Here is a 26,788-nt window from a genome sequence, read left to right as displayed (position 1 = left end):
AAAAGAGACGGCGAGAAATGGGACGGAAAATATTTAAATGCATTTCTCGCTTGATTACTTTACTATTTCATGTTAGAACTTGCAACATGACAGTATATGAGGATCGATGATAAAACAGCACGCTTAATGAATGCATGAACATGTTTATTTTAAATTAGTTCGTTGAAAATGGGCATTTAATTGACCTCTAATCATATTTTTCTTCATATTAGCATCATTTTCTCTTTTTTTGAAATCTCTGCGAATTTCATCTGTTTGAACACCCTCTTCAACTTTTTCTGCAATTTCCATTAGCTTTTCTATATCAGAGAAGGAGTATTTACGGATGCCCGTGGATGTACGGTCTGGAAAAATAAGTTTTCGTGCTTCATAATAGCGAATTCTTCTTTCCGACAAACCCGTCATTTCCGTTACAATTCCCATCGTCATGACCTTTTTATCACGAAATGAATTAGTATTATCCAACAATACCCCCGCCTTCATTTATTTGTTTGAAAATTCACAATTTCCCCTATGTTATATATTCTAACATATAATGTAAGAAAATCGTGTAAAAAGAATGTAAAAAAAAGGATAAGAACACAGAAAAAGTGTCATAGCTTATATTTTTCATAAAATATACCTACTTCACGACCTTAATCAATTTGGTACAACTGAACAGCCTGGTGTTTCAATTCGAATGAATACGTAAAAGCCTTATTTCGTAAGACTGGTTCCATAAGAAAAAGTACTCCCAAAGTAGACTAGATATAATTCTATATAAATCTCTTAATTGTGCTATACTATTTATGGTTGACAAAATAAATATGACATACTATTATAATATCAATAACAAAATTAAAACGTTTACAATTTTAACCATTAAGAGTATTAACAAAAAAAACAACCAAAGGAGAGTTTTTAAAATGGGAACTATCATTTGCCAAATTTGCAACAATACAATCGATCATTTTGAGAATGAAAAAGTGGCAACCTTATATGGTCAATGTAACTGTTGTGATGAAAAACAAGAAGAAGGGTCGAAATAATTAGGTGACAAACACGAAAAAAGAAAAAACCGTCATGAGAACTAAAAACGCTTAAAGTCCAATTTATAATCGGATTTTAAGCGTTTTTTTATTTATGGAATTTGATCATTTTGTATATATTGGAGAGGGTACACCCACGTCCTGCCGAGCATGCAACAGGAAGTGGCTACTAAATTAGACCATCTTTTCAGTGATACCAATCATTCTGTGACCAATGCGTGACCAATATAAGGGATATATCTCTTAAAACCCTTTTGTATCAACATATAAATTAAAACGCCCAATTTCCGTTTCGGAAGATTGGCTCTTTCGTTCCGTCCAAAAGCTCACCGTCGATGTCCATTTCCGCAGAACCAATCATGAAGTCTACGTGAGTAATGCTCGTGTTTGCACCGTTTTCCGCCAGTTCTTCTTTAGACATTTGTTTGCCGCCTTCCAGACAAAATGCATACGCATTACCGATCGCAAAATGATTAGAGGCGTTTTCATCAAACAACGTATTGTAGAAAATGATATTGGATTGGGAAATTGGGGAACTATGCGGCACAAGCGCAACTTCTCCTAAGTAATGAGATCCTTCATCCGTTTCGACTAATCGTTTTAAAGTTTCATATCCCGTTTCTGCTTTAATATCAACAATACGGCCGCTTTCAAATGTTAAGGTAAAGTTTTCGATTAAGTTGCCGCCGTAACTCAGGGGCTTTGTACTTGTCACGGTACCGTTAACACCTTCTTTTAACGGAACGGTGAATACCTCTTCTGTCGGCATGTTAGCCATAAAGGAGTTGCCTTTTTCGCTTACACTGCCCGCGCCTATCCAAATATGTTTTTCAGGAAGTTCCACCGTTAAATCCGTTCCCGGTGCTTTATAATGAAGCTTTTTATATTTTTTACTATTTAAATACCCGGCTTTTGTATGTAAGTTTTGGTCATGTTCTTTCCACGCCTGAACCGGATCTTCCAGATCAATTCTCGTCGCTTTAAAAATCGCATCCCATAAGAGCTGGACTGCTTCTTCTTCAGCTGCAGCAGGGAATACTTTCTTTGCCCATTCTTTTGATGGAACGGCAATGACAGACCAGCTTACTTTATCGGCTTGAATGTACTGGCGATATGTTGACATCGCCGCTCCTGCCGCTTTGTTGGCAGCTGCGATGCGGTCTGGATTAATCCCCTTTAACAAATCCGGGTTTGATGCTGTAATCGAAAGGAATGCCGCACCGTTTTCTGCCATCTCTTCATAGCCTTTTGCTTTCCACAATGGAAACTCATTAAACGCTTCATCCGGAGCCAACTCATATTTCGTTCTTGTCAACTCATCGTCATTCCACTCCACGTGAACATTCTTCGCGCCTGCTTCATATGCTTTTTTTGCTGCTTTGCGAACAAATTCCGCTGCAGCAAGAGGAGCATTGATTACTAATGTTTGCCCTTTTTGAATATTGACCCCTACACGAACGGCCAAATCCGCATATTTCTCAAGATTTCCCTCGAAGTTTCCCATATCTTTTCTTCCCTTCCTATTATTTCTCCCCATTTTAGCATGAAAATTCTTGATGTTCTAGCAATTGAACATCATACCTGTTCTTTGACAAAATAGGATACAGCTCTATCCGTATAATCATTATTCTTAATGGTCAAGTTAAAAAGATTTATAATAAAAAACGGTTGTATGCAGTTCCCCATTTGCCGACTTGGCATAGTTAGGGATCCGTCCCGATTCAACAAAACCTATTGAAGTATATAGGTGATTAGAAGGGTCCCCTTCTCTTGTATCGAGAACTAAAAGCGACCTATCTTCTTGTTTTGCTCTTTCTTCAGCTTTTTGCATTAATGAACGACCAATACCATTACGTCTAAAATTAGGATGTGTCATTAATTTTCCGATTTCCCCTCTATGACTACCGTTCTGCTTAGTGCATAAATGTAACTGGACGCTTCCGACTACCTCTGATGCTGATACTCCAAAATGTCTTCTTTGGTTCTCTCGTATAACTCCATTATTTGTTTCGCCCGATCACATACAGCAGCTGTCCCGATGGCTTAATACGCAAATTACAACTACAATATTAACGAAATGATAAAAAGGATAGAAGAAGCAGACGATTGCTTTCTCTATCCTTTTTGTTTCTTTTTATTTCTCTACCTTGTCCACTAATTCTCTTAACTGCTTTTCGTTTAATTCGTATAAATGCTGTCCATCCCCTGTTTTATATACCCCTTGACTAATCAAACGATAGATTAACAATGATTGTTCGTTTACCCCCATCATTTTTTATTCCCTCTCTCCCGTGATAATAACAGAATTATCTGAATATATTAATCGACATCAATGTACAATCGTTTTGCCGACTGTTTGCTTTGCGATGAAATGTACTGTATATCCGATCAATCCCCCTGCAACGGCTGGGATAACCCATCCTAGGCCCACTGTATATAACGGAATGAGTTCAAATAAAGAAGTTAAAACATCTGTCTCAAAGCCAAACATCTTCATTCCATCATACAAACTCATAATTCCTGTACCGAGTAACGCTCCTGCATACACAAGGCGTGAACCTTGAAATGCCTGGTGACAGAACGATAATGCCACAAGAACAATCGTGATTGGATAGATGATGATTAAGACCGGTACGGATAAAGAAATAATCTGGTTCAGCCCGAGATTGGCAACCAAAAAGCTGACAAGCGTGATCATGGATACAAACATTTTGTACGATACTTTCGGAAGAAGCTTAACAAAAAATTGGCTCGTCGCAACGACCAGTCCGACACATGTCGTAAAGCATGCAAGCATAACGATTAATCCAAGAAGCATTAAACCAGCTTGACCATATACTTGTTTAGCAGCCACCGTCAACAATTGACCGCCATTTTCATATGTTCCCGCCATCTTGGCACCCAAAAGGCCAACAACCAAATACACAGCCGCCAGACCGATACCGGCAATCACGCCGGCTTTCAATGTTACTTTGACGATGCTTTTTCGGTCCGTAACCCCTTTTGCTTGAATAGAAGTAACCACTACAATTCCAAAAGCCAATGCCGCAATGGTATCCATCGTTAAATATCCTTCCATTACTCCTGAAAATACAGGAGATTCCGCATATTTTGCCGATGTTTTCCCAAGGTTCCCGTCAAATTTCATAAGACCTCCGGCACCAAGCAGGGCAATTCCGATCAGAAGAACCGGGGTTAATAAATTTCCGATCCGATCCACTAATTTAGATGGATTCAAACTTAGCCAATATACAAGGAAAAAGAAGACCACCGTAAAAATAAATAAGGCCATCTTCGAATCCGGTGTACTTAAGAACGGCTTGACACCCATCTCGAATGCAACGTTTGCTCCGCGCGGAATTCCCATAAACGGCCCGATGGACAAATAAACCGCCGTAGCAAAGATGACGCTAAACAAGGGATGGACCCGATTTCCTAAAGTTTGGACACCATCTTTCGCCAATGCAATGGCGATGACAGTGAGTACTGGGAGTCCTACCCCCGTGATGATAAATCCAAGGATTGCCGGCCAGAAATTTCCTCCTGCTTCCTGCCCCAAAAACGGCGGAAAGATGAGGTTGCCGGCGCCAAAAAACAGGGCAAACAACATTAAGCCAACAAACAATGTATCCTTTCTTGATAATGATGTCATAATTTGACCTCCTCTAATAATGAAAGACAAATAAAAAAACCCATCCCTCAAAATAGGGACGAGTTTACTCGCGTTACCACCCTAATTCCGCACGAAAAAAACATGCAGCACTCAGTTCAACGTACGATCATACGTGTTCCTTTTAACGGCGGACAATCCGGCAAAAGCTTACTGATCCTTTCAGCTTTGCATCTCCGAGATGATATTCGGCTACATCCTGAACATTGACTTTCAGCAACATGTCAACTCTCTAGGGAACAGGATTGTAACGTACTTGTTCTCTTCAGCGATTTTATTCGTCGATTTGATAGTTATTATACTAAACTTATTTATTTTGTTTGTCAATATAATTTTCTAACTTTTTTAAAAAGTGATTTTTTTGCGGAAAATGACTTTTTACCTGTTATTATATACATATTTATTCATGACATTTATTATAATACAGAGGTAAAAAATAATGGAAACACCCCTAATATGTTAATTAAGTTGTTAAGTATATATTTAACGGTTCAACATGCTTCTCTCTTATCTTGGATCTGTTATATTTGTTTCAACTTTATTAAGCAATTGCTCTCGTTAGTTCAAAAGAAGAAAAAGAAAAACATCTTAATTAAAGAAGGATTAATTTCTTTACATTTGTACATTTCAATCATCTCGTCAACCACTGCTTTTAAAATGGGAGCTCCATACCCTTTTCCTTGATATTGATGTCCTATAATTCGTATCTTTTGTGTTCTTTTCTATAGCCATAGGAAGTAAATCCAATTAAAGTGTTATTGTCATAAATGGCTCTTGGAACAAAACCATAAACCTGACAAGCCCCAAGGAAAAAGGCATTAGAACCAACCCATCTTTCAAATATTTGAATACGTTCTTCTTGTTTTTTATCCGATTTCAAATTAATAATATCCCAAAAATTGTCCTCTGTTACCCCCGATAATCTGAGATTCATTCTTCTCCTCTTTCCTTTTTCCAATAATAAAATTACACGACTAATCAATAAAGAATATTAGCACCCCATTCATGATTAACCTTGGAATATTAAACCTTTCTCCAAGGTAATTTAAAATTCCCTGCTTGTACATCCTTGATAGTAGTATAAGGAATTCTTAACTCACCTTTTAGACCTGCAATCGCTGTTAAGCCCGAAAACTTAATCACTAAATCATCTTTTTCAAATATAACTTGTTGATTCATCTCATCCTTCCTCCCTTTTTTGCGATTCTAAAGATATCTTATTACAAATATTAGTAATTTAGGTATTTTTCTATTGATTAAGGATTTTTTAAATTTCTAAAAGCTTTTACAGTTCAGTTACAAGTTGTTGGAATACATCCATGTCCAATAACAGAAATAAGGAACGGTTAAGTGTTTATTGTTCATCCACAAAAATCTCAAACCACGTTTCCGTCATACCATTGTTTCTTTGGTCAATCGAAAAACAAACGCTATCATACTTAAAAGTGATAAGTGAATTTCTTCCCTTTTTATAAAAAGATATACCACTCACTTTAATTAATGATATTAAAGATTCTACATCACTTGGACTCATATGAAAGGTTTTAAGGTATTCCCTCTCATCGACTGTTAAAATATCAACTCTCATCATGACCCCTCACTTTATGTTTATATTTTCTAACACCAAATTCCTTCCACAAATAATTTATTAACCCACATATGTATTTATGAGAGTGATCTTTAAGGGATTAAGGTTACTCTCATAAATAAAAAAAGACACTATAAAAATAGTGTATTTTAAATGATGTAAATATTGATCTGCTTTCTTGTTATCGCTGAATTTTTGATCCATGCATGTGAGAGTATATGCTTGATTCCCTACAGTAAGTCATAAATGCTCCCAGGATATAAAACACCGCACCCCTTTAAATGTATTGCCTTCCTATCATAGAAGAAATTCTTCATTAGAGAATAGTAATAACTTCTGCATACAACACAGTATTTATTTACTATATACAAAAGTCCCATAAAGTTGTACAATCATATTCACATCATCTTTGTAAAATTCAGAATATAAAGGGGGAACAACAGTGAAAAACTACATAGAGCTTTTGCATATAAAAATTGAAATAGAAAGAGAAAGAATGATTTCATTAAGGATGAAGCATGGATTTGAATGGTAAACCATTCGTATGTATCTGAAAGTCTTAAAATACCTATATAGAAGTTAAACATGCAAAGCAAAAAGCACCCATTGATTTGAGTGCTAAAAGAAAGATTCTACTCTATATATCTCTCAAATAACTTTTCAACCCTTCCTATGTAGTCGGAAAAATATTCATCTAACTTCATCTCGCTCATTTGTTTGGCCTGTTTTTCAAGCAGAGAAACTGTGGAAATCTTAATCATTTCTAGTTCGATTTTTGATCGATTAGGGTTTCTTAGGTCTTTTCTTAGATTCCATAAACTTTGTTCCATGTAGTGTTTAAATTGTTTAAGTGATTCCGGCTCTTCAAAGCTCAATTTGGTTATTTCCTTTTTGAAGCCATTCATATAATCACCTCTCATCCAAGTGTAACATACTTTCTCCTCAAACTTGTACAAGATCGATTTTATTGTCTCCAATAACTTCTTCGATTTTTTGATGAACAATATCTCAATCCCTTCCATCGAATTATGTCCCAAATTACTCCATCAGACATGTATAATATGTAAAAACTAATTAACAAAAGAAGAGTGCTGAGTGACAATAAAGTTGTTTAAAAAGCAAGAAGATGCAATAGGGCTTAATTTATTTTATAATAATTGGGAATAAAAAGTATTATTGAATTGTATGAAAGATTCAAATGGTTAGGCCATAAAAATTGGGGGAGGTGAAAAAATGGCAAACAAGTTGGGATTGCCAAAATCTGCAGCGTCTCATGCAAAGCCTAGTATTGGAAAGGCGATACTTTGCATGGGGTGGACTTTCAGCTGAAATAAAATCGCCTAAGTGAGCTTTATCATTTCTAATGTATTAGGCTTTGCACCTTATTTTCTTTCGTAAAAATAAAATAAGGGGCTGGCAGAAATGAAATATGTAAAAGCAACCACTATATTACCCGAAAAACTGATAATTGAAATTCAAAAGTATGTTCAAGGAGAAACCATTTATATTCCTAAACCCAAAACGACTTATCAAAAATGGGGGACGCGTTCTGGAGGAAGAAAGTTAATTGATGACAGAAATGCCTCTATTAAAAATGCCTTTAAAAGCGGCAGGACGATTGATCAATTAGCTGAGGAATATTTCCTTTCAACAGAAACGATTAAAAAAATTGTTTATTCTAAATAAATAAGGACAGGGACTGGAGCACTGAGGATCTTAAGAATAGATCATCAGTGCTTTTTATATGTTGAGTTTGATTCTTAGTTATTTTCTACATTTCATAAAATAAAGTACTCTCATAAAATAAAAAGGGAACTAACAAGCAACGTGAATAGGAGTGATAAAAATTGTTACTTCTAAGAGGATAGATGAGGCGCAGCTAAAGAAATGAAATAACTTTTTTAACACCGTCCGAAAAAATTGAACGGTGTTTTCTTTGTTTATAACGGTGAAATATTTTCGGTTATTTCGTAACGGGGGTTGGTGCTTCTTCTTATGAAATCCCTTTGTGTTTATGCTTCCACAGCATATACCGGTATCGGATCGTGCAGCCAATGCAGGACCCACAAAATGCAATACCGCTTGCGGCAATGACCATCAAACTTAATACATAGCCAGCTATATGAAAACCTAATAGGAAAGAAATGAATGTATACCTATTTATATACTATGATTAAATAATTAATATGAGCTTAATAGCTTTTGGTTTATCCCCATCTCCCCTTCTTTTTTCATTGCATCCATTATACCATCGCTATCTTGTTTGTACATAAAAATAAAAAATGATCAAAACTCTTTCATAGAGCCTTGATCAAAACATGCTTAACGAGTGCTTTGCCGACAACAATTCAAGCAATTTGATTCCCGCAATGCTGTTTCCTTTTTCATCTAAAGCAGGACCGAAAATTCCAATACCAAATCTTCCTGGAACGGCTCCCATAATGCCGCCTGATACGCCGCTCTTCGCCGGAATGCCAATTTTGATGGCAAATTCTCCAGAGGCGTTATACATTCCGCATGTGACCATAAATGTTTTGCAAATACGGGCGATATCCGGGGGCATAATCTGCCTGCGGCTTACAGGGTCCACTCCGTCCATTGCAAACACCACCCCGATTTTGGCCAAATCCAAACAATTCATTTCAATGGCACACTGCTTCGTATATAAATCCAATAGTTGTTCTACATCCTCGTCGATGATTTTGTGTTGTTTTAAAAAATAACATAAAGCCCGATTCAAATGAGCCGTTTCAAATTCTGAACGCGCCACTTCCTCGCAATAATTGACTGTTGGATCGTTTGTCAATTCCCGAATGAAGGATACGAGGCGCTGAAATCTCTCTTCAATAGATTTTCCTTTAATCATATGGGTCACGACAAGTGCCCCTGCATTAATCATCGGGTTCAATGGCTTGGCCGGAATCATTGTTTCTAGCTTCGCAATTGAATTAAAAGGATCCCCTGTCGGCTCCATTCCAACATAATCAAATACATAGTCAGATCCTCTATCCATTAAGACAAGAGCAAGGCTAATTACTTTCGAAATACTTTGAAGTGTAATCTTTCGCTCGATATCCCCCGCTGAGATACATGGCCCGTCCGGATAGTGAATGGCAATTGATAAATCTTTTGGATTCGCTTTTCCAAGTGCAGGAATGTAATCTGCTACCTTACCGTCTTTTGTATATTTTTTCGCTTCTATCACCAATGCTTTTAATTCATCACTTGATTGACACGGCATATTCATCACCGTTTATAGTGTAAACCAACATGACACGAGTTATGAATATAAAACTGTTTTTATGTTAGGGTGGAGTGCTGACTTTTCATTTTTTTACATGAATGGGTAAAGAATCAAGGAATCCTATCATATCAAGAAAGGAGTACTTCAAATGAAAGCACTCCTTTTCACTTACTTTCGCTTTTTGGAGATTAGGATCGATACTTGCAGCATCGTAAATGGCAAAGATGCCTTTCTTCGATAGGCCAAATATTTAGGCTCCCATGTGTGGGCATACTTTTCTTTAAATTGTTTCAATCCTTGAAAATGATATAAAAAGTGCCCATGTAAGAAAATTTGGGAAGCGATTTTTTCGCTTAAAAAGGAATACTTGGATAGTCCTACGTTCGCTAATGGCGCCATTCCCAAATTGAATCTTTTATATTGTCGATCCTTTGCCCATGATAATAAGTTGACAAACATAAAATCCATCGTGCCGCTTGGTGCTTCGGAAATATATCTCATTAAATCGATCGATAAGGTTTGATCGTTATCATACATAGGCATCATGCTGGAAAAAGCGATGATTTTTCCTTCTGGATTTCTGACAATGGCAATCGGAGTCAATTCAAGATAATGAGGATTAAAAAAACCCAGGGAAAACCCCTTTTCTTTCCGGGTTCCTAACCATCGGTCTGATACCTCCTTCAATTGCTGAAAACAATCATCTGAAAATGGAGGAGAAAGAACCTCAAACGAATACTGCTCTCGTTTAAATTTATTATTGATGGCTCTTAAGCCTTTCATCTTTTTTCCGTTCAAAGAAAACTGTTGTAAATCAACAAACGCTTCTTCCCCCAATTTAAAAAAGCCATAGCCGTTCTCGTGTAAATACGGGAGCATTTCCTTATCCACCTGATAGTAAACAGGAGAAAGTCCATATTTGTCCGCTTCCTCTTGGATTTCTTCCAATGCCGAACGGATGGAAGTCGGATCTCCGGTCGGGTTTCCGAGTACAATTAACTTGTCTGCAAATTTTTGTAGAGCGAACAAGACTCGTCCTCCCTGTGCCCAAAACACTTCTTTGTCATGAAGAAACAGCAGATGGGACAAGGTCGTACCACCATATTGATGTAAATGATCCAGCAGCGCCTCCTCTTGATGGGCTGTTTTCTGTAACGGCAAGGAAGGAGGCTTTCGAATCACAAAACCTAATACCATTGCAAGGATGGCGATAAGTAAACCAATCCATGCACTTTGAAAGAGATCGTTATACTCCCTAATGGCATATGGTTGCAAATAAGAGCCGAATTTTAGGTTAACCGAAGGCAAATTCATATAACCGATGACCACATACAGCCCCACAAAAAAGAAAATAACCGTCGCATCAACCAAAGCCTTCCCCCAAGTAACCGCAAAGTTTTCACGATAAAAGCGGTCCTTCGATAACCAAAGAACACATAATACAAACAATAAAAAGATAGCTTCTTCGTAATCAAACCCTTTTGACAGCGAAAAAACAGCTGCCAAAACAAGTACCGCGATGGTAATGTAATAAATCCTTTTTACTTTATATTCAATCCCCCTCGATAAACTTATAAGCATGATTCCTGCTGCCACTGACAATTGGTGGGATAGATTCATGATTGGAAACGACAGTATGTGTTGGACGTAGCGCAATCGTTCCAGGATCCCGGGGACAGCTGCCGATAACAATAAAACGACTCCCGATAATAAGACTAATATCGTTAAAACCCAATGACTTACATGTTTGACGATCGTTTTGGGAAGACGGTTCCATTTTTGATTCATTTCTTCCCAGCCATACTGAACCACAAACAAAGTTCCAATGACAAACGGAACAATATAATAGGACAAGCGGTAAAGAAAAAGCATAAGCACCGTTTGCTCTGTAGGAATGCCGTGAAGGCCAAATCCCATCAGAACAATAAGGTCAAACGATCCGAGCCCCCCAGGTATCATGCTCACAATACCGGCACACATAGCCGTAATAACGATGGGAGCAAGCTCACTGAAGGTGATGGGAATGTTAGTGATGAGGCTGATGCCCCAAATGGTGAAAATGACGAAGCCCCATTCGCCGATGGATGTAAGTATCAAGTAAAGGCTTTGCCGCGGCAGAATACTAGATTCCTTTCTTATTTTAAAGACCGCCATCATGACGGGAAAGTATAAAGCCATTCCCCAAACAGCAAAATAAAGCCACTTCACTTCCTTCAAAAGCCTTGTATCCAACATTCCCGCTGCAATCGGCCACGAAAAGAGAGATAAACCCATTAAATAATACAACGAAACTTTAGCCATCGTTTTGACTAACTGACCTTTATGTGGATAATAATTTTTATAAAAGTACGTTCGAAGAGCTGCCCCTGCCACTCCTCCAAAACCAACCAAGTTGGAATATGTATTAAATGTCCATGAATATTTCAACAATTTGACGCGCGAAATGTTGATTTTAAGAATTTGGACCATCACCACATCATAAAAATGCATCGGAAAGACACCGATTAATCCAACGGCTATAACCGCTAACAATTCAAATGTACTTAATTGCCGGATATGTTGCTGCAATTCTCCAAAATTAAAGTCTTTAAAAGCACTTTTCGATTCCAGAAAAAGGAAGGTGATCAATAAAATCGGAAAGGCTATTTTTGCTACAGACAATATTCTGGTTTGAAACCTCTTTTTCAATATTCCTCACCATCTTCGGTAAATCTGTGGCCTACACGCATATTTATATCTTAATCGAACACATTGATTTTATCATCTTCCATTTATGAAGTTGCAAACTTTTCATTCAATTTTGTGCAAAAAAAGAAATAAAACGAGAGAATAACTTATAAGAAAGAAGTTGTCCTTATAAGCTCTCTCTTTACATTATGCAAACACCCGATTGATCGCTTCTTTCAAATTGGCGGAAGCCAATGAGGCATACCGTTTTGTCACATTAATATCGGAGTGCCCTGCCAGTTGTGCAACTGTAGCTAAATCAACTCCTTTATGAACTAATTCGTAACAAAACGTATGACGGAGCTTATGGGGATTCACGTCATACTTCTTTAGCATATATTGAACAGCACGTGTTGTCATCCGCTGTCCTATATTTGAAAGAAAAAGCGCTTCCTGATGTCTGATTATCCGAGAGAGGTAACGATTCACGTGCTCTCCCGCTTCTTTTGAAAGAGGTATCGTTCTTTTTATTTCTCCCTTTTGTCCGCGAACAATCAAGCCGCTGCCGATCTCATCTTGAATGACATCGCCACGATCTAAATGACAGAGCTCGGATACACGGATTCCCGTGTGAAGTAATATATACACAATGGCAATATCACGAAGATTACCGTCCTTTTTAACGGAGGCCAATAATTTTTCTCGTTCCTCATGGTCCAAATGCTCCGGCATTGTTTCTTTGTGATTGGAAGATGATCGAACTTCAATGCCGTGTACAAGAGAAGGCTTTTCGATGAAGTGCGCAAACAAGCTAAAAGCGGCCAGCGTTTTCCCGATTGTAGAAGCACTTTTCCCTTCAACTTCAAGGTGGTGAATATATGCTTGAAGATGTTCTTTTGATAACTCATCTATATACTCATTTTTTAAAAGCATCCATTTGTAAAAAGAATGGAGCACTCCTTTATATGTTTTAATTGTATTTTCAGTCTTGTTATGTTTTTCTAACCAGCTACTAAACGATTCTAGTTCAGAAAAACATTCCCGCTCATTTTGTTTCACGCTTTATTCCTCCCCTGTTGTCAGTTAATCCAGCTTGATGTTTACTATATTTTCACTATTCGCAGAAATCTGAAACAGCGAAATATATGTACAATAAAAATAGTCCACACGAATTGGCTACTAATGGCTGCTGCATTCCTGCCCTGACCCTTTCATAGCTTCATCGTTGGACTATTTGACTGGGCTAGCTGGATTCGAACCAACGCATGACGGAGTCAAAGTCCGTTGCCTTACCGCTTGGCTATAGCCCAATAATTAAGATTACCTTTTCTAGTATAGACAAATATAAATTATTTATTCAAATGGCGGAACAGGAGGGATTTGAACCCTCGCGCCGGTAACCCGACCTACTCCCTTAGCAGCGGAGCCCCTTCAGCCTCTTGGGTACTGTTCCATTTTGGGTATACAAAACCTCATAAGCCGCGTTTTGTTCACCATGTACTGCATGCGAAGATCACTTCTCGTACAAGGTGGAGAATCATCTATCTCAGTGCATTGCTGCACTGGTGTCTATATCGGTTCATTTCCCTCAAGACACTTCCCCTACCATTGTTTGGGTTTCTCGCTCGTGGGGTTTACCTCGTTCCACCTTCAAGGTTTCCCTCGAAGCTCCGTCACTGTGGCACTTTCAAGGTAATCACACCATATCCGATAGACTTAGGTGCTTTCCCTGCCGTCAGCCTAGTCGTAAAACCAAGCTGCCCTGGCTTATCATTTCGCCAGGCACGATCACTACAGACATCTCAGCCTGTGCGAGCACGGACTTTCCTCACAGATTAAAATCTGCGCGATTCTCTCCGGTTTTGTATACAGTTGTCATCAGAAGCTCCAACGCCTTTCAAGATTGAACAGTCGCCTTCGCTTTTCTTATTGTCTAGCTCTGCAAGCTATATCCTACGGTCATTTCACTCCTTCCTACAGAAGCAAAAAGCGCTTCTTTGTCAGGAGTTCCAATGTCCTATGGATATGAACGAGCTTGCTTCGCTTTTCTTATTGTCTAGCTCTGCAAGCTATATCCTACGGTCATTTCACTCCTTCCTACAGAAGCAAAAAGCGCTTCTTTGTCAGGAGTTCCAATGTCCTATGGATATGAACGAGCTTGCTTCGCTTTTCTTAAAGTGCAGCCGAGAGGACTTGAACCTCCACGGGATTGCTCCCACTAGGCCCTCAACCTAGCGCGTCTGCCATTCCGCCACGACTGCATATGTCATATCGTGCTGACATTTATTATATTATCATGTCACTTCGCAGAAATCAACTTCTATAACGTAGAAATTAATTCCATTTCCTTTCTAATCAGTTGATGGGTTGTTGATTCTTTAAGACCCGTCTTGTTAGGACGAGTCAACTTATTTAACAAAGCCTTTTTATGAACTCTATACATTTATCTGCAATAAATTCCTTGTCGTGATCCAATGTTGCCACATGGTAGCTGTTTTTAAGTTCTACTAGTTGTTTATCGTTAGAAGCAAGCTTTTCATAGATATATTGGCTGTTTTCCGGCGGAACCACATGATCGATGGTGGAAACAAAAATTAGAGCCGGACACAAAATGGAAGATACGGCTTCTTTTGTTTCTTTCATGAATTGATTAATTTCAAAGATAGATTTTACAGGCGTTTTCTCATACGCGAGTTCCACAACGCCTTGTGCCTTTATGTCCGAACCGATCGCATCAAGAAAACGGACGTCTTTTAGTTGTTCTCCTTCTTTCATCGATGGAATATCGATGGCGGCATTAATCGGCATAATGCCTTTTATATCTTTGTGTACACTCGCAAGATGTAGGGTTAATGTCCCTCCCATGGAAAGACCGGCAACAAAAATTTGTTCGCATCTTTCTTTCAGCCATTGATATCCCTCTTCTGCGGATTGAATCCATTCTTTGTATGTACTTTGCTCCATATCTTCCTGATGAGTACCGTGACCTTTCAAGCGAGGGCCGCAAACTGTATAACCTGCATCTGCAAAACGCTTTCCAAGCCCGTGCATGCTTTGGGTCGTACCTGTAAACCCATGTACAACGAGTACACCTATATCGCTTCCTTCATAATAAAAGGGTTTCGCTTTTTCTAAAACAGGATATTTCTCTTCCATTCTCTCCATCCCCCTAAAAAAAAGAATGCGCTTTCAAGATAATTTTATCATATACCAACAATCTTTTTAACCAAAATATTACTTTTTCTTGAGAGGTTGGTTAAAAAGAACCTACTTCCTACTTTCCTGTTAAATAAAAAAATGACCCGCTTTGTACAAAGCGGGTCATTTTTTATGCCTCTTCGAAATACTCTTTATAATAGCCTCCAACATGACCGGTATTATCAACAACGAAATAAAATTCTTCTGTTTCGTTTTTTACCTCGTATGTTTTTCCAGCTGTCAATGCATTGTTAACCATATATTTCTCAGCTTTCGTATGTACGCATTTCACCGTTTTGATCGTTTCGCGATCTTTCCATGTAAGATGAATCATTTTTCTACACTCCTTCTATGTATATCGCTATATCTTTATATTAACGAAAAATATGGGAAAATCCAGTTCAAATTATGATTGATGCGTTATTTTAAGAACATATGATAAAATGACATTCAATTTTCAAAAAAATCCATCTTGACATTTTCTTCTTTTCCAAGCATAATATCAAACAAATAAAGGATAACGATAATAGTGTGGGACTAGTAAATCTGGGGAACGTGATAGAGAGTGGAACTCATCGGCTGAAAGGTTCCTCACGGAAAGCAGATTGAACCTGCCCTCTTGAACTGCTTATGCAAACATGAGCCGTTTTTCCACGTTACGGATTGAGGTGGATGCTTAGGCATCAATGAAGGTGGTACCGCGGAGCGACAATTCCGTCCTTTTCTAAAGGATGGAATCGTCGCTTTTTTTATTTTGATAAAGAAAGGTTCGAAAAACATGAAAAAACAGCGAATTGTTGTGAAAATCGGAAGCAGCTCGTTAACAAACGACAAAGGAATGCTATGTGAAGAAAAAATGCGCGATCACATCGAAGCTTTAGCTTTTTTAAAACAGCAAGGTCATGAAGTGATTTTGATTTCCTCCGGAGCGGTGGCAGCAGGATTCGGATCTTTAGGCTATCCAACCCGTCCGAAAACGGTCGCTGGAAAACAGGCGGCAGCCGCGGTCGGTCAAGGATTGTTGATGCAAGGATATATTTCACTCTTTCGAGAATATAACATCGTGACCGCTCAAATGCTGTTAACACGTGAAGATTTTTATAGCCAGGAGCGTTTCCGCAATTTATATTCTGCCATGAATGAACTGCTGGAATGCGGAGTTCTTCCCATCATCAATGAAAATGATTCTGTTTCGATCGAAGAATTGACGTTCGGGGATAATGACATGCTTTCAGCACTTGTCAGTGGTTTTTTGCATGCCAACGCCCTGATTATTCTAACAGATATAGATGGTTTGTATGACGGAAATCCGAATGTTTCAAAAGATGTGAAAAAATATCATTTTATCCCTGAAATCACCGAAGAATTGTTAAGTGTTGCAGGAGGAAGCGGCTCTTCCGTGGGGACAGGCGGTATGAAGTCGAAACTGCTGGCAGCCCAAAAAGCCCTTTCCCTTGGAGTAAGCGCCTTTGTCGGCACTGGAAAGGGAAAGGAAAAACTCGTCGATATTTTAGCCGGAAAAGGTGACGGCACCTATATCGGCGGCCCTTTCCTAACTCAGATGCAAATGAAAAAGCAATGGATTGCCCATCATTCTCAAGTAGCAGGAACCATAGAAGTGGATGAAGGAGCCGAAAAAGCCGTCCTCCTGAACGGAAAGAGCTTATTGCCTGCCGGTGTGACTGAGGTGATTGGTGTCTTTAAGGCACTCGATGTTGTCGAAGTGATCAACCACAAAGGCCGGGTCATTGGAAAAGGTCAAATTTATTACTCATCTGAGGATTTACAAAAAGTGAAAGGATATTCGAGTGAACAGGCAAAGGGTTATTCCATCAATCAAAGAGCAGAAGTCATCCATCGTGATAATTGGGTATCAATTTGAAAGGAGCGAACACTAAAATGAGTGAGTTAATCGAAAAAGCAAAGAAATTAAAGAAAGCCTCAAAAGCAACGGCCATGCTTACTACGGAGGAAAAAAATGCAGCTCTTGCCAAATTGGCTGAAGGCATTTTAAGTGAAAAAGATTGGATTTTACAAGAAAACGAAAAAGACATTCTGCAAGGAAAGAAACAAGGCTTCTCGCCTGCCCTCCTCGATCGCTTACTACTAACTGAAGAGCGGATTGAACAAATTGTAGGCGGAGTACGCCAATTAGTGAACTTGGAAGATCCAGTTGGCGAAACGATTGAAGCGTGGGAACGTCCAAACGGATTACATATTCAAACGGTGCGCGTTCCACTTGGTGTAATCGGAATGGTGTATGAAGCACGTCCAAATGTAACGGTAGATGCAGCAAGCCTTTGTTTAAAAGCCGGAAATACCGTCTTGCTGCGGGGAAGCTCATCGGCACTGCATTCCAATAAAGCACTCGTCCATGTCATGAGACAATCGCTTGAAAACTCCCCCATCCCTAAGGATGCAGTTCAGCTGCTCGAAGATACGAGCCGCGAAACGGCTTCAGAAATGTTCAAGCTGAACGATTACTTGGATGTCCTCATACCACGAGGGGGAGCGGGTCTCATTCAATCTGTCATTCAACATGCGACGGTTCCAGTGTTGGAAACGGGTGTTGGCAACTGCCATATTTTTATCGATGAAACCGCACAGGAAAAGATGGCCATAGACATTGTCATCAATGCCAAAACACAGCGGCCTTCCGTGTGTAATGCAATCGAAACAGTCCTCATTCATGAAAATTGGCCTCACACATCCGCCCTTTTACATGCACTAAAAGACAAAGGGGTCGAACTTCGGGGTGATGGCAAACTATCTGCTTCCTATCCATTTGTAAAAGAGGCGACGGAAGAAGATTGGTATACTGAGTTTTTGGCTCCCATTTTAGCCATAAAGATCGTATCAAACGTTAAAGAAGCAATCGAACATATCGATATGTATGGAACGAAACATTCAGAAGCTATTATAAGTGAAAACGAAAAGCATGTTCATTTATTTTTCCAGGCAGTAGATGCGGCCGTCCTCTACCATAACGCGTCTACCCGCTTTACAGACGGGGAGCAATTCGGATACGGTGCTGAAATCGGCATAAGCACCCAAAAGCTTCATGCCCGCGGTCCAATGGGATTGCGTGCGATTACGACAACAAAAGCAATTGTGCGTGGAAATGGACAAATTCGCCCGTAGCATAAAAAAGAAGCCTTCAAAAACAGAGGCTTCTTTTTTTATGCTGCGTTATGACTATATATAGAGCATTTATTAAAATGTCAGCTCTTTTGTTTCGGTTTTTATCTTCTCTTCTTTTTGACGGGAAAGGAAGCTGTGAAGAACCATTCCGCTCATGACCAATATGATTCCCATCCATGAAAGGAAAGAAGGCAGCGGTGTTGACAGGAACCAGACCTCCCCTGCCAGTGTAAAGATAACTGCGCCTGCCTGTGTCGCTTCAACAGCTGCTAATTTTTGTTGATTGGCTTTTACCATATCGGTTGCCCAAAAAAACAGAACGGTCGCAATGAGTCCCGCTGAAACAGCAACAATCAAGGATTGAATCATTTGACTTGCGGAGGGAGCCCCTTCCGTCACATATCCACAGCCTGCCAGAATCAGCCAGAACGGAAAGGTGGCAAGGGTCATGCCAAATGTACGCTGAAACGCATCCAGCCTTTCCCCGCACATTTCCATCATTTTGCGATTGCCTAAAGGATAGGCAAATGCAGCAACCATGACCGTGGCAACACAGCCAACAGCCGTTAAAAACGAGAGAGATTCAGCATGCTCGATTTGCATGAAAATGACGCCTAATAAAATGATGCTCGACATTAACAATCCTTTAACAGGCAGCTTCTCTCTTATGAGAACAGGACCTGATGCTGTCTCTACTAATTTGTAAAACAACGGTGTTAACAAAATGCCTGCAATAATCACCAGCTGCCAGGTGGAAGCGATCAGCCATCCCGGTCCAAACGAGGCGGCAAACGTGAGCGGTGCATAAAACAAGACAAACCCTACAAAACTCCACAAAAACCAAGGAAAGGGATGTTGCCTCATCTCTCGCACAAGAGACGTTACTCCCCCTCTATAGCCAACAACTGCCCATAAAATCGGAACCATGAATATATAACGAAGCGAAGCGCTCCACATCCAGCTTCCCCCTTCTATCTCCATCGCCCGATTGAAAATGAACGTAAAAGCAAAGAAAAAAGAGGCCAACAGTCCGTATACAATTGGTTTCATTCTCATCTCTCCCTCCCACCAAAGTCCTTATACAGATAAATATTCATTCTGTATCTATCTCGTTCCATAAAAAAACTTATCCAACATGTAAAAAGCTTTCCTTTTTATTTTCAAGAGCTTGGGTATCAAAAAGCGGAAATTACATCTTCCCTCTTTTTGCGTTTGCCCATTATATGAAGAAATCAGGAGATCCCACGCAACCTTTATGTTTTGAATTCGCATAGGCTGTCAATAACACCCTTGTTTCCGAAGCTTCATTTTTATGGGAATTCATATAAATGATTTCCCCTTTTTCATCTATCCAAAATATAGGATGCGGAACAATTGACAAAATATCAAATTGAAAGGAGTTTCCTAAGATGTTGGCAAGCATGAAAACACCTCTTCCTACTAGACGAAAACCTTTTTCTTTAATAAAACAATTTCTGACACCTATTTCTCCATAAATTTGCGGGAAAATTTAAATTTTTTATATTTTCCCAAATTTAACTCTTCTTGGAATGACAACGAAGGTAAATGTGCCGACCCCTCATTTTTCCACACTTGTTTTGTTGCATTCTGATTCAAACTAAAGTTGAATGATACTATTTCATGAGGAGGCTTTCAGATGGACGAAAAAGAGTCAGCACGTCAATTTCAAGACGATTTGGAACAATATAAAATGGAGAATGTAGTAAATGCACCGAAAAATTATGTGTATCGAGTGGGATATGAATCATCCAGCGGAAATGCGACTACTCCGGAACATACTGTGGTAAAAAAAACAAGAGAGGTAAATGACTAACAGTGTTCGATAAAATTATGGGATAAAGCTTCATTTGTCGTACACCATCCCGAATTCTTTAGTGATGCTGTCATAAGGCGAGCGGAAAAGGGATCAGGTGCTTATTCCATATACTCCCTGTCATTTTATCTAATATACTCCGCAGATTATGAATAGGGGGTGAACATTTATGCCAATGAGAAATACAACTGGTACTTTAGATAACCAAAATAATGCGAATGAAACTTCCCGTTTAAAAGCAGAAAGAAAATCTCACCGTAATAATGAGGATAAACCAACCTCGAACCTTTCAGGATTGCACTTAAACCGTAAGCATTAACATTAATAAAAAAGGGCAACCGAAAACACCTAAAATGGTTGCTCTTTCATCAATTCTGTTTTTGATCAATCGTTCTTTCAAAAACAGGTTCTTTTATTAATGTAAAAGCAATGATACTTCTTGTTCGTATATTTTGTTCGGCTTAAGAATTATCCCCACATCATCGAAAGCTAAACCGATACGACCGCCCTTGTTCCCTTTTTACTGAAGTATAAGTTCCGGCTCGTTTGTTCCTCATTCAGAAATCAATTACAAAGATAAAGCATGGTGTTCTTCCCATATTCTTTTCAATTCATGCCGCGCTGCAATGATGGAAGGATGGAACTGGATGTCCGCGTTTTTTCTCACTTCATCGACATATGTCACCGCGTCATTTATTTCATGATTTCCAACCAAACCAATACCCAGCTTCAAGCAAATGCTTTTTCCTGCCAACATCCCTTGTGCGAGAGCTACTTTTGCCCCTTCAATCCCGGTAATGTTTCCTGCGACAAATAAGTTCTCGACCTTTGTTTCCATTGTTTCGTTGTGAAGCGGAACGACCCCGCTCAAACCTTCAAGGCGAACAAACTGACATCCTGTACTCACCGCTAACTCATAGAGCGGAGACAATCCGCCTGATATACAAACGGCGTCGATTTGTTCTTTGTATGAATAGCCGGATGGATTTCCTTGTGAATCGACATTGGCTATCAGGACATGCTCTGCCTGCCGCCCACCTTCGACCGCAAGAATGGCGCGTCGAAAATGTACAGGGATGTCCCACACTTTTAATCCTCTTGCCGGATAAAATGCTGCTGCCAATTTCCGCCCGATTTTCGTTTTTAATAAGCGCCCCCCTAAACGCAGTAGAGGCGAAGGGGCATGATGGGTGAACGATTTGAATGTATCCAATAAACGGTACGGCACTGCTAATTCTTGTGAAAATTCATTTCGGGGCAGCATAAAAATGCCTATCACGTCTACCCCTGCCAGCTTCATTGCTCTAGCGATACTTAAAGAAAGGATATCAATCCCCGCAACTGCCACTTTGTGCCCGGGCTTTATCTGATACACATTCGTTAATACTTGAGCCGCTCCGATTGTCATGACTCCCGGCAATGTCCAACCTGGAATTGGAATTGGTTTTTCCACTGCCCCTGTTGCCAATAGAATGGCTTCAGCCTTAATGGTGAACCCGTCCGTTCCTTGATTATGGACATCGGAAACAAAAAGCTTCCATCCTTTTTCCATTGTCCAAACTTGCTTGCCGGAGAGAATCGTGACATTTGCTGCCAAAGCTTCCTTGACCAGCCGCTCTGCCTGCTCATAACCCTTCCACCACCCGCCGTTCTTCGATTCTTCATGAAGTTGCCCTAACAGTTTTCCTCCCGGCTTTGGATGATCATCAATCACGATGACCGACCCTCCTTTTGCCCCAATTTCTCTTGCAGCCGCTAAACCGGCGGGGCCCCCTCCCACGATTGCCACGTCTACTTGCAATTGTCCAGTCCCCCTTCCTCCGAGAAAAAACGATGCCTTTCTTGAATAGGGGTGATGCAGGCTCGGACCATTCCAAAATGTTCTTGATAAATTCGACAATCATAACAATGACCGATGCCGCAAAAAATTCCCCGGCCATTCCCTGCTTTTTCCGTTACACGCAATGCTCTAATCCCACTTGCCCATAGAGCTGATGCCACCGTATCTCCCTCTATCCCCTTTATAACTTGTCCATTGAAGTAAAAAGCAATGTCTTTTTGAGTGCGGGATGGAAGAATCGGATGGTGCTGTACTCTCATTCACCTCTCCCCTTTCCGATAACCATTGACAGCGGGAGGGGCCGAACTGGCGAGTGAACCGTCAACTTGCTTGCTGCCGATTGCATGCCTTCTTCCTGTTCAAATACCATTGTCTCCAGCGGAAAGCGGCAAACTCGTCCCTGGCACATTCCCATTCCCGCTCTGGTAGCCATTTTTAACTCTTGTGATGTACAAGCTCCATTTTCAATCGCTTCTTTTAATTGACCGTATGAGACCTCTTCACACCGACAAACAATCGTTTCGTTATCATTCATAAACGGTTCCCCCGCTCGCTTTCTCAGTTTGAAACCTTTTTGGAGACACAAACGATAAGATGCTCGTCACATCATCAACATGAATGGAATCATCGTCATGGTCTGCCGCTAAGCAAGAAAGCAATTTCCCCATGATCGCTGACATACCGTAGCCATGACCATTGTATCCCGCTGATATATAAGCATTATCATAGGCTTCTAATCTCCCGAAATACGGAAGGTGATCAGGTGTAATTTCCACGGTACCGGCAAAAGCACGCAGCAGTTGTTTCGTTCGATACCCCGGGAACAGCTCCAAAAACCTTTTTGTCAATAACTGTATGGCGAAGGTGGTGTTTGATACATCAAAACCTGTTTGTTCCCAGCCTCCTCCGCCTCCATATAGCAAATTACCTGCATGCGTTTGTTTTAAATAAAGGCCGTTCCCGGATACAAAAGGGCCTATTTTCTTCTCTTTGACAATTTCTGTGACCATAATTTGGGATCGCCTTGGCTGGATTTTGATTTCTTCTTTCATCCATTCGGTGATTTCACCCGTCCACGGGCCGGCGCTAACGACAAATATGTCTCCTTTTATGTTTCCTTTACTTGTCACGACATGCTTTATATAAGATCCGTCTGTTTCAAATCCAATGACTTCTGTATGGCTCAATAACGCAACTCCATTTTGCTTCAATACTTTTTGCAGACCTGTTATCGTTGTAAACGGGTAGCTTTGGCTGTCAACCGGGCTGAAAATCCCCCCTGAAATTTGTGTACAAACGTCCGGAAGCACTCCCTGGACTTGCTTTTTTGAACATAATTTAATGTCTAATCCGCTTAATGTATACAATTCTGCTGCCCGTTCAAGTTTTTGACGTTCATAGTCATTACAGGCAATCATTAAATGTCCGCGCTGACAAAACTTCATATCAACCGGTGAGAGTGAGCCCCATAATTCAATCGATAGGCGTGCGAAAGGAATTTCCGCCAACTCTCTGCCCATGGCCAAGACCCCGCCCCCGTTTCTCCCGGAAGCGCCAGCTCCAAACGATTTTTTTTCAATGATCGTTACATGAAATCCTTGCTTACGCATATAAAATGCACTCATCAACCCGATGATCCCGCCGCCTATGATGACGACATGCCGGTTTCGATCAGCCGTACAACGTCTATAATGGATATAGTCTTTCAGCAGCTTATAAGTCTCATTTGCTTTGAGGGCATCGCCGTCTGTTTCTTTTTCCATATCGAGACTCAACAATGTCAACCGATCTTTTTCTTCCGTCATCTTTCCCGACTCCCTCTCATTTCACAATAGAGGGGACTGACTCAAAAGGTCATCCCCCCTTCTATCATCCTTATTTCTTTTTATTTCACGATACGCAAAAAGGACGACAATCTTTCGCTAGTCGGGTTAGATAAGACAACTTTCGGGTCCCCCTGCTCTTCGATTCTTCCGTTATGCATAAACACCACCCGATCCGCCACTTCTTGGGCGAATCCCATTTCATGGGTCACGATAATCATGGTCATGCCTTCTTGTGCCAGTTGTTTCATGACTTGCAAGACTTCTCCCACCAACTCGGGATCGAGGGCAGACGTCGGTTCGTCAAAAAGCATGATTTTCGGTTTCATCGCCAGGGCCCGTGCAATCGCGACACGTTGCTGCTGGCCGCCCGAGAGCTTTTTCGGATACACATCTTTTTTGTCCTTTAACCCCACCTTTTCTAACAAGGCAATCGCTTCTTGTTCAACCTCTTCCTTCTTCCTTTTTAACACTTGAATAGGGGCGACCATGATATTTTGCAATACCGTCATATGCGGGAACAGGTTGAACTGTTGAAACACCATCCCTACTTCCTGCCTGACTTGGCTGATGTTTTTCACCGAGTCGTCCAACACGATTTCGTCAATAATGATTTTCCCATCGGTAATCGTTTCGAGACGATTCAAGCACCGGAGCAAAGTGCTCTTTCCTGAACCGCTGGCACCGATTAGGGCCACTACTTCTCCTTTGTTGATCGTCAAGTTGATTCCTTTTAGTACTTCCAATTTATCGAAATGTTTATGAAGATTCTCAATTCGAATAATAGTCTCTGCTTTTTCTGTTTTAACGGCTTGAACCTCCAGTTTAGTCACCCCCCTATTGCTCACTGACAGATAAACGAAGCTCGATTTTGTTTAAAATAAAGGTGAAAATGGTCGTCAGGACTAGGTACAGCAAGGCTGCTGCAATGTAAAATTCAATAAAGGCATAGTTCGTTGAAGCGTAGCGCTGCGACACCATCATTAGCTCCGACACGGTTACCAAGGATGCTAAAGAAGAATCTTTTAACATCATAACCGCCTGGTTTCCAAGAGCCGGGATACTTACTCGAAATGCTTGCGGCAATACAATAAGCTTCATGATACCGGTATAGCGCATTCCCAACGATTGTGCAGCTTCAATCTGTCCTTTTGGAATCGACATAATGCCCCCGCGGTAAATTTCCGCAATGTACGCAGCGGCATTCATCCCTAATGCAATGACGGATGAGACAAACGGTGATAATTCAATGCCGATTTGAGGCAAACCGAAATAAACGAGGAAAAGCTGAACGAGCATCGGTGTTCCCCGTATGATCCAAATATAAAAATCGGCCATCCACTCAAGCGGTTTTACATTGGAGATTTTCATTAACGCGATAAACAAGCCGGCCACTAATCCTAAAACGATGGAGACAACTGAAAGCTCAAGTGTCACGATCGTCGCCTTTAACATAAAGGGTACAAAATCAGAGATTAACGAAAAATTGAGCATATTCTCCCCCCTTAGCGGATATCTTCACCAAACCATTTCACGCTTATTTTTTCGTATGTGCCATCATCCATCATGGCTTTTAAATGTTTGTTGATTTCTTCTTTTAGTGCGTCTTCACCTTTGTTAAGTGAAATCCCCGCTTCTTCTTCGTAAAGGACATCGCCAATGGATTCAAATGGATACCCATTTTCTTTAATGATGCGGGCGCCAACCGCTTTATCCGTAATGACACCTTCCACGCGATTAACAGCCAAATCCTGGAATGTAAGCAAATCACTTTTATAGTTTGTTACTTGGGCACCAAGCTCCACCGCCTTTTTCTCAAAAGTTGTTCCGATTGCTACCCCGATTTTTTTTCCTTGCAAATCTTTCTCTGGATCTTTTACACGGTCATATCCTTTATTGACGAATAATTGTGCACCTGTATGATAATACGGATCGGTAAAATCCACTTTTTTCTGCCGCTCCGGTGTAATCGCCATACTGGAGACAATGATGTCATACTTGTTGGAAAGTAATCCTCCGATGATCGTATCCCACGGTGTCTCTACAAAATTGGCCTTCACTCCCATTCTGGATGCTAGCTCTTCAGCAATATCCACATCAAAACCTACTAATTTATCACTTTGATCATGATAGTTGAATGGAGGGTACACTCCTTCAATGCCAATATTAATTACTTTTTCTTTTTGAATCCTTGCCAACGATCCTGACTCTTCACTCTTTCCTCCAGACCCCGATTTACTGCTCGTTCCCTGGCTTCCGCATGCCGCCAGCATCATGACGATCATGATTGTGAGAATTACACTTATCCGCTTTTTCATCCCTATCCCTCTTTTCTTATTTTAGTAAGCTCCCTGCAGACATTTTCTCTCTTTCTCTTGTTGTCTCTCTTTTACCATTCTCTCAACCGTATGGCCAATCTGTTTTGATCCCCGTGTCTTTAAACTGATTATGTAGGATGCAAACGATGATGAACTTTCTCTTTGCCTTATGAACGAACCTGTCCCAATCTTTTTTCTGTCAGCCACCACCACCTCAAATGTTGTCGATGTCTGTTACTTTTTACCAAATGATTATTTTAATTATGTTCAAAGTTGTATAAAAAAAAGCCAAGCAAAAGCATGTATCACCAAAAAGAATGTTTGTCTTAACATTCTTAACACGTGTTCATGTTTGCCCGGCTCTAATGAGACCATGGGAAGAGGTCGTCTCCCCACTTCATTTTAACCAAACGTTCTTGTGTAAAATTCTCGTAAAT

The 26,788-nt window shown here is 40.2% G+C and carries 28 protein-coding genes, 3 tRNA genes, 2 other RNA genes, 1 pseudogene and 2 other annotated features; of the genes and pseudogenes, 6 read left to right on the top strand and 28 right to left on the bottom strand.

Translation table 11 applies throughout. The annotated features are described in order from the left end of the window. Nucleotides 1–144: 144 nt before the first annotated feature. On the bottom strand, nt 145–483 hold the full coding sequence (locus ACFOU2_RS20830; RefSeq protein ID WP_377918211.1) for a MerR family transcriptional regulator: 339 nt from the start codon (nt 481–483) through the stop codon (nt 145–147). 422 nt (nt 484–905) lie between these two features. Here ACFOU2_RS20830 and ACFOU2_RS20825 point away from each other — a divergent pair, with 422 nt between their 5' ends. Next, entirely contained in the window at nt 906–1,028 is a 123-nt protein-coding gene (locus ACFOU2_RS20825; protein ID WP_377918210.1) for a GapA-binding peptide SR1P, read from the top strand. A gap of 271 nt (nt 1,029–1,299) precedes the next feature. Here the strand turns inward: ACFOU2_RS20825 and ACFOU2_RS20820 are convergent, their stop codons facing one another. From ACFOU2_RS20820 to ACFOU2_RS20785, 8 genes and pseudogenes are all read right to left on the bottom strand, one after another. Next, a complete protein-coding gene (locus ACFOU2_RS20820; protein WP_377918209.1) occupies nt 1,300–2,532 on the bottom strand; it encodes an aminopeptidase in 1,233 nt (410 codons plus the stop codon). Between the two features lie 138 nt (nt 2,533–2,670). Beyond that, a pseudogene (locus ACFOU2_RS20815) lies at nt 2,671–2,982 on the bottom strand (GNAT family N-acetyltransferase); the annotation flags it as partial. 180 nt (nt 2,983–3,162) lie between these two features. Beyond that, nucleotides 3,163–3,300 (bottom strand): Fur-regulated basic protein FbpA, encoded by a 138-nt coding sequence (gene fbpA / locus ACFOU2_RS20810; RefSeq protein WP_377918208.1) that lies wholly within the window; start codon nt 3,298–3,300, stop codon nt 3,163–3,165. 57 nt (nt 3,301–3,357) lie between these two features. Next, a complete protein-coding gene (gene brnQ / locus ACFOU2_RS20805) occupies nt 3,358–4,680 on the bottom strand; it encodes a branched-chain amino acid transport system II carrier protein (RefSeq protein ID WP_377918207.1) in 1,323 nt (440 codons plus the stop codon). Nucleotides 4,681–4,731: 51 nt separating this feature from the next. Further along, nucleotides 4,732–4,976, bottom strand: a binding site (T-box leader). A 416-nt stretch (nt 4,977–5,392) separates the two neighbouring features. Further along, the gene (locus ACFOU2_RS20800; RefSeq protein WP_377918206.1) at nt 5,393–5,632 is read right to left on the bottom strand and encodes a hypothetical protein; all 240 of its coding nucleotides are present in this window, start codon (nt 5,630–5,632) and stop codon (nt 5,393–5,395) included. 89 nt (nt 5,633–5,721) lie between these two features. Continuing rightward, complete coding sequence (locus ACFOU2_RS20795) at nt 5,722–5,877, bottom strand: hypothetical protein (protein WP_377918205.1); 156 nt, start codon at nt 5,875–5,877, stop codon at nt 5,722–5,724. 175 nt (nt 5,878–6,052) lie between these two features. After that, nucleotides 6,053–6,286 (bottom strand): hypothetical protein, encoded by a 234-nt coding sequence (locus ACFOU2_RS20790; RefSeq protein ID WP_377918204.1) that lies wholly within the window; start codon nt 6,284–6,286, stop codon nt 6,053–6,055. 632 nt (nt 6,287–6,918) lie between these two features. Next, nucleotides 6,919–7,308, bottom strand: a complete 390-nt coding sequence (locus ACFOU2_RS20785; protein ID WP_377918203.1) for a hypothetical protein — start codon at nt 7,306–7,308, stop codon at nt 6,919–6,921. Nucleotides 7,309–7,708: 400 nt separating this feature from the next. Between ACFOU2_RS20785 and ACFOU2_RS20780 the strand changes: the two genes are divergently transcribed. After that, nucleotides 7,709–7,972: a CD3324 family protein gene (locus tag ACFOU2_RS20780; protein ID WP_377918202.1), complete on the top strand. Its 264-nt coding sequence runs from the start codon at nt 7,709–7,711 to the stop codon at nt 7,970–7,972. Between the two features lie 307 nt (nt 7,973–8,279). On the opposite strand, the gene ACFOU2_RS20775 is transcribed toward ACFOU2_RS20780, so the two are convergent. The 11 genes from ACFOU2_RS20775 to ACFOU2_RS20725 all read right to left on the bottom strand — a co-directional run bounded on the left by ACFOU2_RS20775 (nt 8,280) and on the right by ACFOU2_RS20725 (nt 15,729). Next, nucleotides 8,280–8,432 (bottom strand): DUF4395 family protein, encoded by a 153-nt coding sequence (locus tag ACFOU2_RS20775; RefSeq protein WP_377918686.1) that lies wholly within the window; start codon nt 8,430–8,432, stop codon nt 8,280–8,282. Between the two features lie 165 nt (nt 8,433–8,597). Beyond that, complete coding sequence (glsA, locus tag ACFOU2_RS20770) at nt 8,598–9,527, bottom strand: glutaminase A (RefSeq protein WP_377918201.1); 930 nt, start codon at nt 9,525–9,527, stop codon at nt 8,598–8,600. Nucleotides 9,528–9,698: 171 nt separating this feature from the next. Further along, complete coding sequence (gene mprF, locus ACFOU2_RS20765; protein ID WP_377918200.1) at nt 9,699–12,218, bottom strand: bifunctional lysylphosphatidylglycerol flippase/synthetase MprF; 2,520 nt, start codon at nt 12,216–12,218, stop codon at nt 9,699–9,701. 186 nt (nt 12,219–12,404) lie between these two features. Further along, nucleotides 12,405–13,256 carry a tyrosine-type recombinase/integrase gene (locus ACFOU2_RS20760; RefSeq protein ID WP_377918199.1) on the bottom strand — a complete coding sequence of 284 codons (852 nt, stop codon included), beginning with the start codon at nt 13,254–13,256 and terminating at the stop codon, nt 12,405–12,407. Nucleotides 13,257–13,345: 89 nt separating this feature from the next. After that, an RNA gene (gene ffs / locus ACFOU2_RS20755) (signal recognition particle sRNA small type) lies at nt 13,346–13,436 on the bottom strand. Beyond that, nucleotides 13,436–13,507: transfer RNA gene (locus tag ACFOU2_RS20750), tRNA-Gln, on the bottom strand. Before ACFOU2_RS20750 ends, ffs begins: the two co-directional genes overlap by 1 nt. Before the next feature lie 52 nt (nt 13,508–13,559). Continuing rightward, nucleotides 13,560–13,650 (bottom strand) — tRNA-Ser (locus ACFOU2_RS20745). 17 nt (nt 13,651–13,667) lie between these two features. Next, an RNA gene (rnpB, locus tag ACFOU2_RS20740) (RNase P RNA component class B) lies at nt 13,668–14,059 on the bottom strand. A 316-nt stretch (nt 14,060–14,375) separates the two neighbouring features. Beyond that, nucleotides 14,376–14,458: transfer RNA gene (locus tag ACFOU2_RS20735), tRNA-Leu, on the bottom strand. Between the two features lie 151 nt (nt 14,459–14,609). After that, nucleotides 14,610–15,353, bottom strand: a complete 744-nt coding sequence (locus ACFOU2_RS20730; protein ID WP_377918198.1) for an alpha/beta hydrolase — start codon at nt 15,351–15,353, stop codon at nt 14,610–14,612. A gap of 172 nt (nt 15,354–15,525) precedes the next feature. Continuing rightward, nucleotides 15,526–15,729, bottom strand: a complete 204-nt coding sequence (locus tag ACFOU2_RS20725) for a DUF6501 family protein (protein WP_377918197.1) — start codon at nt 15,727–15,729, stop codon at nt 15,526–15,528. A 189-nt stretch (nt 15,730–15,918) separates the two neighbouring features. Further along, nucleotides 15,919–16,120 (top strand) — a binding site (T-box leader). Nucleotides 16,121–16,173: 53 nt separating this feature from the next. Here ACFOU2_RS20725 and proB point away from each other — a divergent pair. Continuing rightward, on the top strand, nt 16,174–17,277 hold the full coding sequence (proB, locus tag ACFOU2_RS20720) for a glutamate 5-kinase (RefSeq protein ID WP_377918196.1): 1,104 nt from the start codon (nt 16,174–16,176) through the stop codon (nt 17,275–17,277). A gap of 17 nt (nt 17,278–17,294) precedes the next feature. Beyond that, the gene (locus tag ACFOU2_RS20715) at nt 17,295–18,536 is read left to right on the top strand and encodes a glutamate-5-semialdehyde dehydrogenase (protein WP_377918195.1); all 1,242 of its coding nucleotides are present in this window, start codon (nt 17,295–17,297) and stop codon (nt 18,534–18,536) included. A 72-nt stretch (nt 18,537–18,608) separates the two neighbouring features. On the opposite strand, the gene ACFOU2_RS20710 is transcribed toward ACFOU2_RS20715, so the two are convergent. Further along, nucleotides 18,609–19,586 (bottom strand): DMT family transporter, encoded by a 978-nt coding sequence (locus tag ACFOU2_RS20710; RefSeq protein WP_377918194.1) that lies wholly within the window; start codon nt 19,584–19,586, stop codon nt 18,609–18,611. Between the two features lie 607 nt (nt 19,587–20,193). On the opposite strand from ACFOU2_RS20710, the gene ACFOU2_RS20705 reads away from it, so the two are divergent. Then, nucleotides 20,194–20,370 (top strand): hypothetical protein, encoded by a 177-nt coding sequence (locus ACFOU2_RS20705; protein WP_377918193.1) that lies wholly within the window; start codon nt 20,194–20,196, stop codon nt 20,368–20,370. A gap of 169 nt (nt 20,371–20,539) precedes the next feature. Further along, nucleotides 20,540–20,689 (top strand): hypothetical protein, encoded by a 150-nt coding sequence (locus tag ACFOU2_RS20700; protein WP_377918192.1) that lies wholly within the window; start codon nt 20,540–20,542, stop codon nt 20,687–20,689. Nucleotides 20,690–20,938: 249 nt separating this feature from the next. Here the strand turns inward: ACFOU2_RS20700 and ACFOU2_RS20695 are convergent, their stop codons facing one another. The 7 genes from ACFOU2_RS20695 to ACFOU2_RS20665 form a co-directional block, all read right to left on the bottom strand. Next, the gene (locus tag ACFOU2_RS20695) at nt 20,939–22,171 is read right to left on the bottom strand and encodes an NAD(P)/FAD-dependent oxidoreductase (protein ID WP_377918191.1); all 1,233 of its coding nucleotides are present in this window, start codon (nt 22,169–22,171) and stop codon (nt 20,939–20,941) included. Continuing rightward, nucleotides 22,162–22,470, bottom strand: a complete 309-nt coding sequence (locus ACFOU2_RS20690; protein WP_377918190.1) for a (2Fe-2S)-binding protein — start codon at nt 22,468–22,470, stop codon at nt 22,162–22,164. Before ACFOU2_RS20690 ends, ACFOU2_RS20695 begins: the two co-directional genes overlap by 10 nt. After that, nucleotides 22,467–22,745 (bottom strand): (2Fe-2S)-binding protein, encoded by a 279-nt coding sequence (locus ACFOU2_RS20685; protein ID WP_377918189.1) that lies wholly within the window; start codon nt 22,743–22,745, stop codon nt 22,467–22,469. Before ACFOU2_RS20685 ends, ACFOU2_RS20690 begins: the two co-directional genes overlap by 4 nt. Further along, the gene (locus ACFOU2_RS20680) at nt 22,738–24,015 is read right to left on the bottom strand and encodes an NAD(P)/FAD-dependent oxidoreductase (protein WP_377918188.1); all 1,278 of its coding nucleotides are present in this window, start codon (nt 24,013–24,015) and stop codon (nt 22,738–22,740) included. The genes ACFOU2_RS20685 and ACFOU2_RS20680 overlap by 8 nt, the downstream gene beginning before the upstream one ends. 80 nt (nt 24,016–24,095) lie before the next feature. Beyond that, a complete protein-coding gene (locus ACFOU2_RS20675) occupies nt 24,096–24,818 on the bottom strand; it encodes an amino acid ABC transporter ATP-binding protein (protein WP_377918685.1) in 723 nt (240 codons plus the stop codon). 52 nt (nt 24,819–24,870) lie between these two features. Continuing rightward, nucleotides 24,871–25,527: an amino acid ABC transporter permease gene (locus ACFOU2_RS20670; RefSeq protein ID WP_377918187.1), complete on the bottom strand. Its 657-nt coding sequence runs from the start codon at nt 25,525–25,527 to the stop codon at nt 24,871–24,873. 11 nt (nt 25,528–25,538) lie between these two features. Further along, nucleotides 25,539–26,351, bottom strand: a complete 813-nt coding sequence (locus ACFOU2_RS20665; protein WP_377918186.1) for a transporter substrate-binding domain-containing protein — start codon at nt 26,349–26,351, stop codon at nt 25,539–25,541. Nucleotides 26,352–26,788 lie beyond the last annotated feature (437 nt).

Origin of the sequence: Bacillus songklensis, assembly GCF_042649685.1 — a bacterium.
GTDB lineage: Bacteria > Bacillota > Bacilli > Bacillales > Bacillaceae_H > Bacillus_BA > Bacillus_BA songklensis.
The sequence above is the reverse complement of the archived record's forward strand: the minus strand, read 5'-3'. Positions and strand labels throughout refer to the sequence as shown.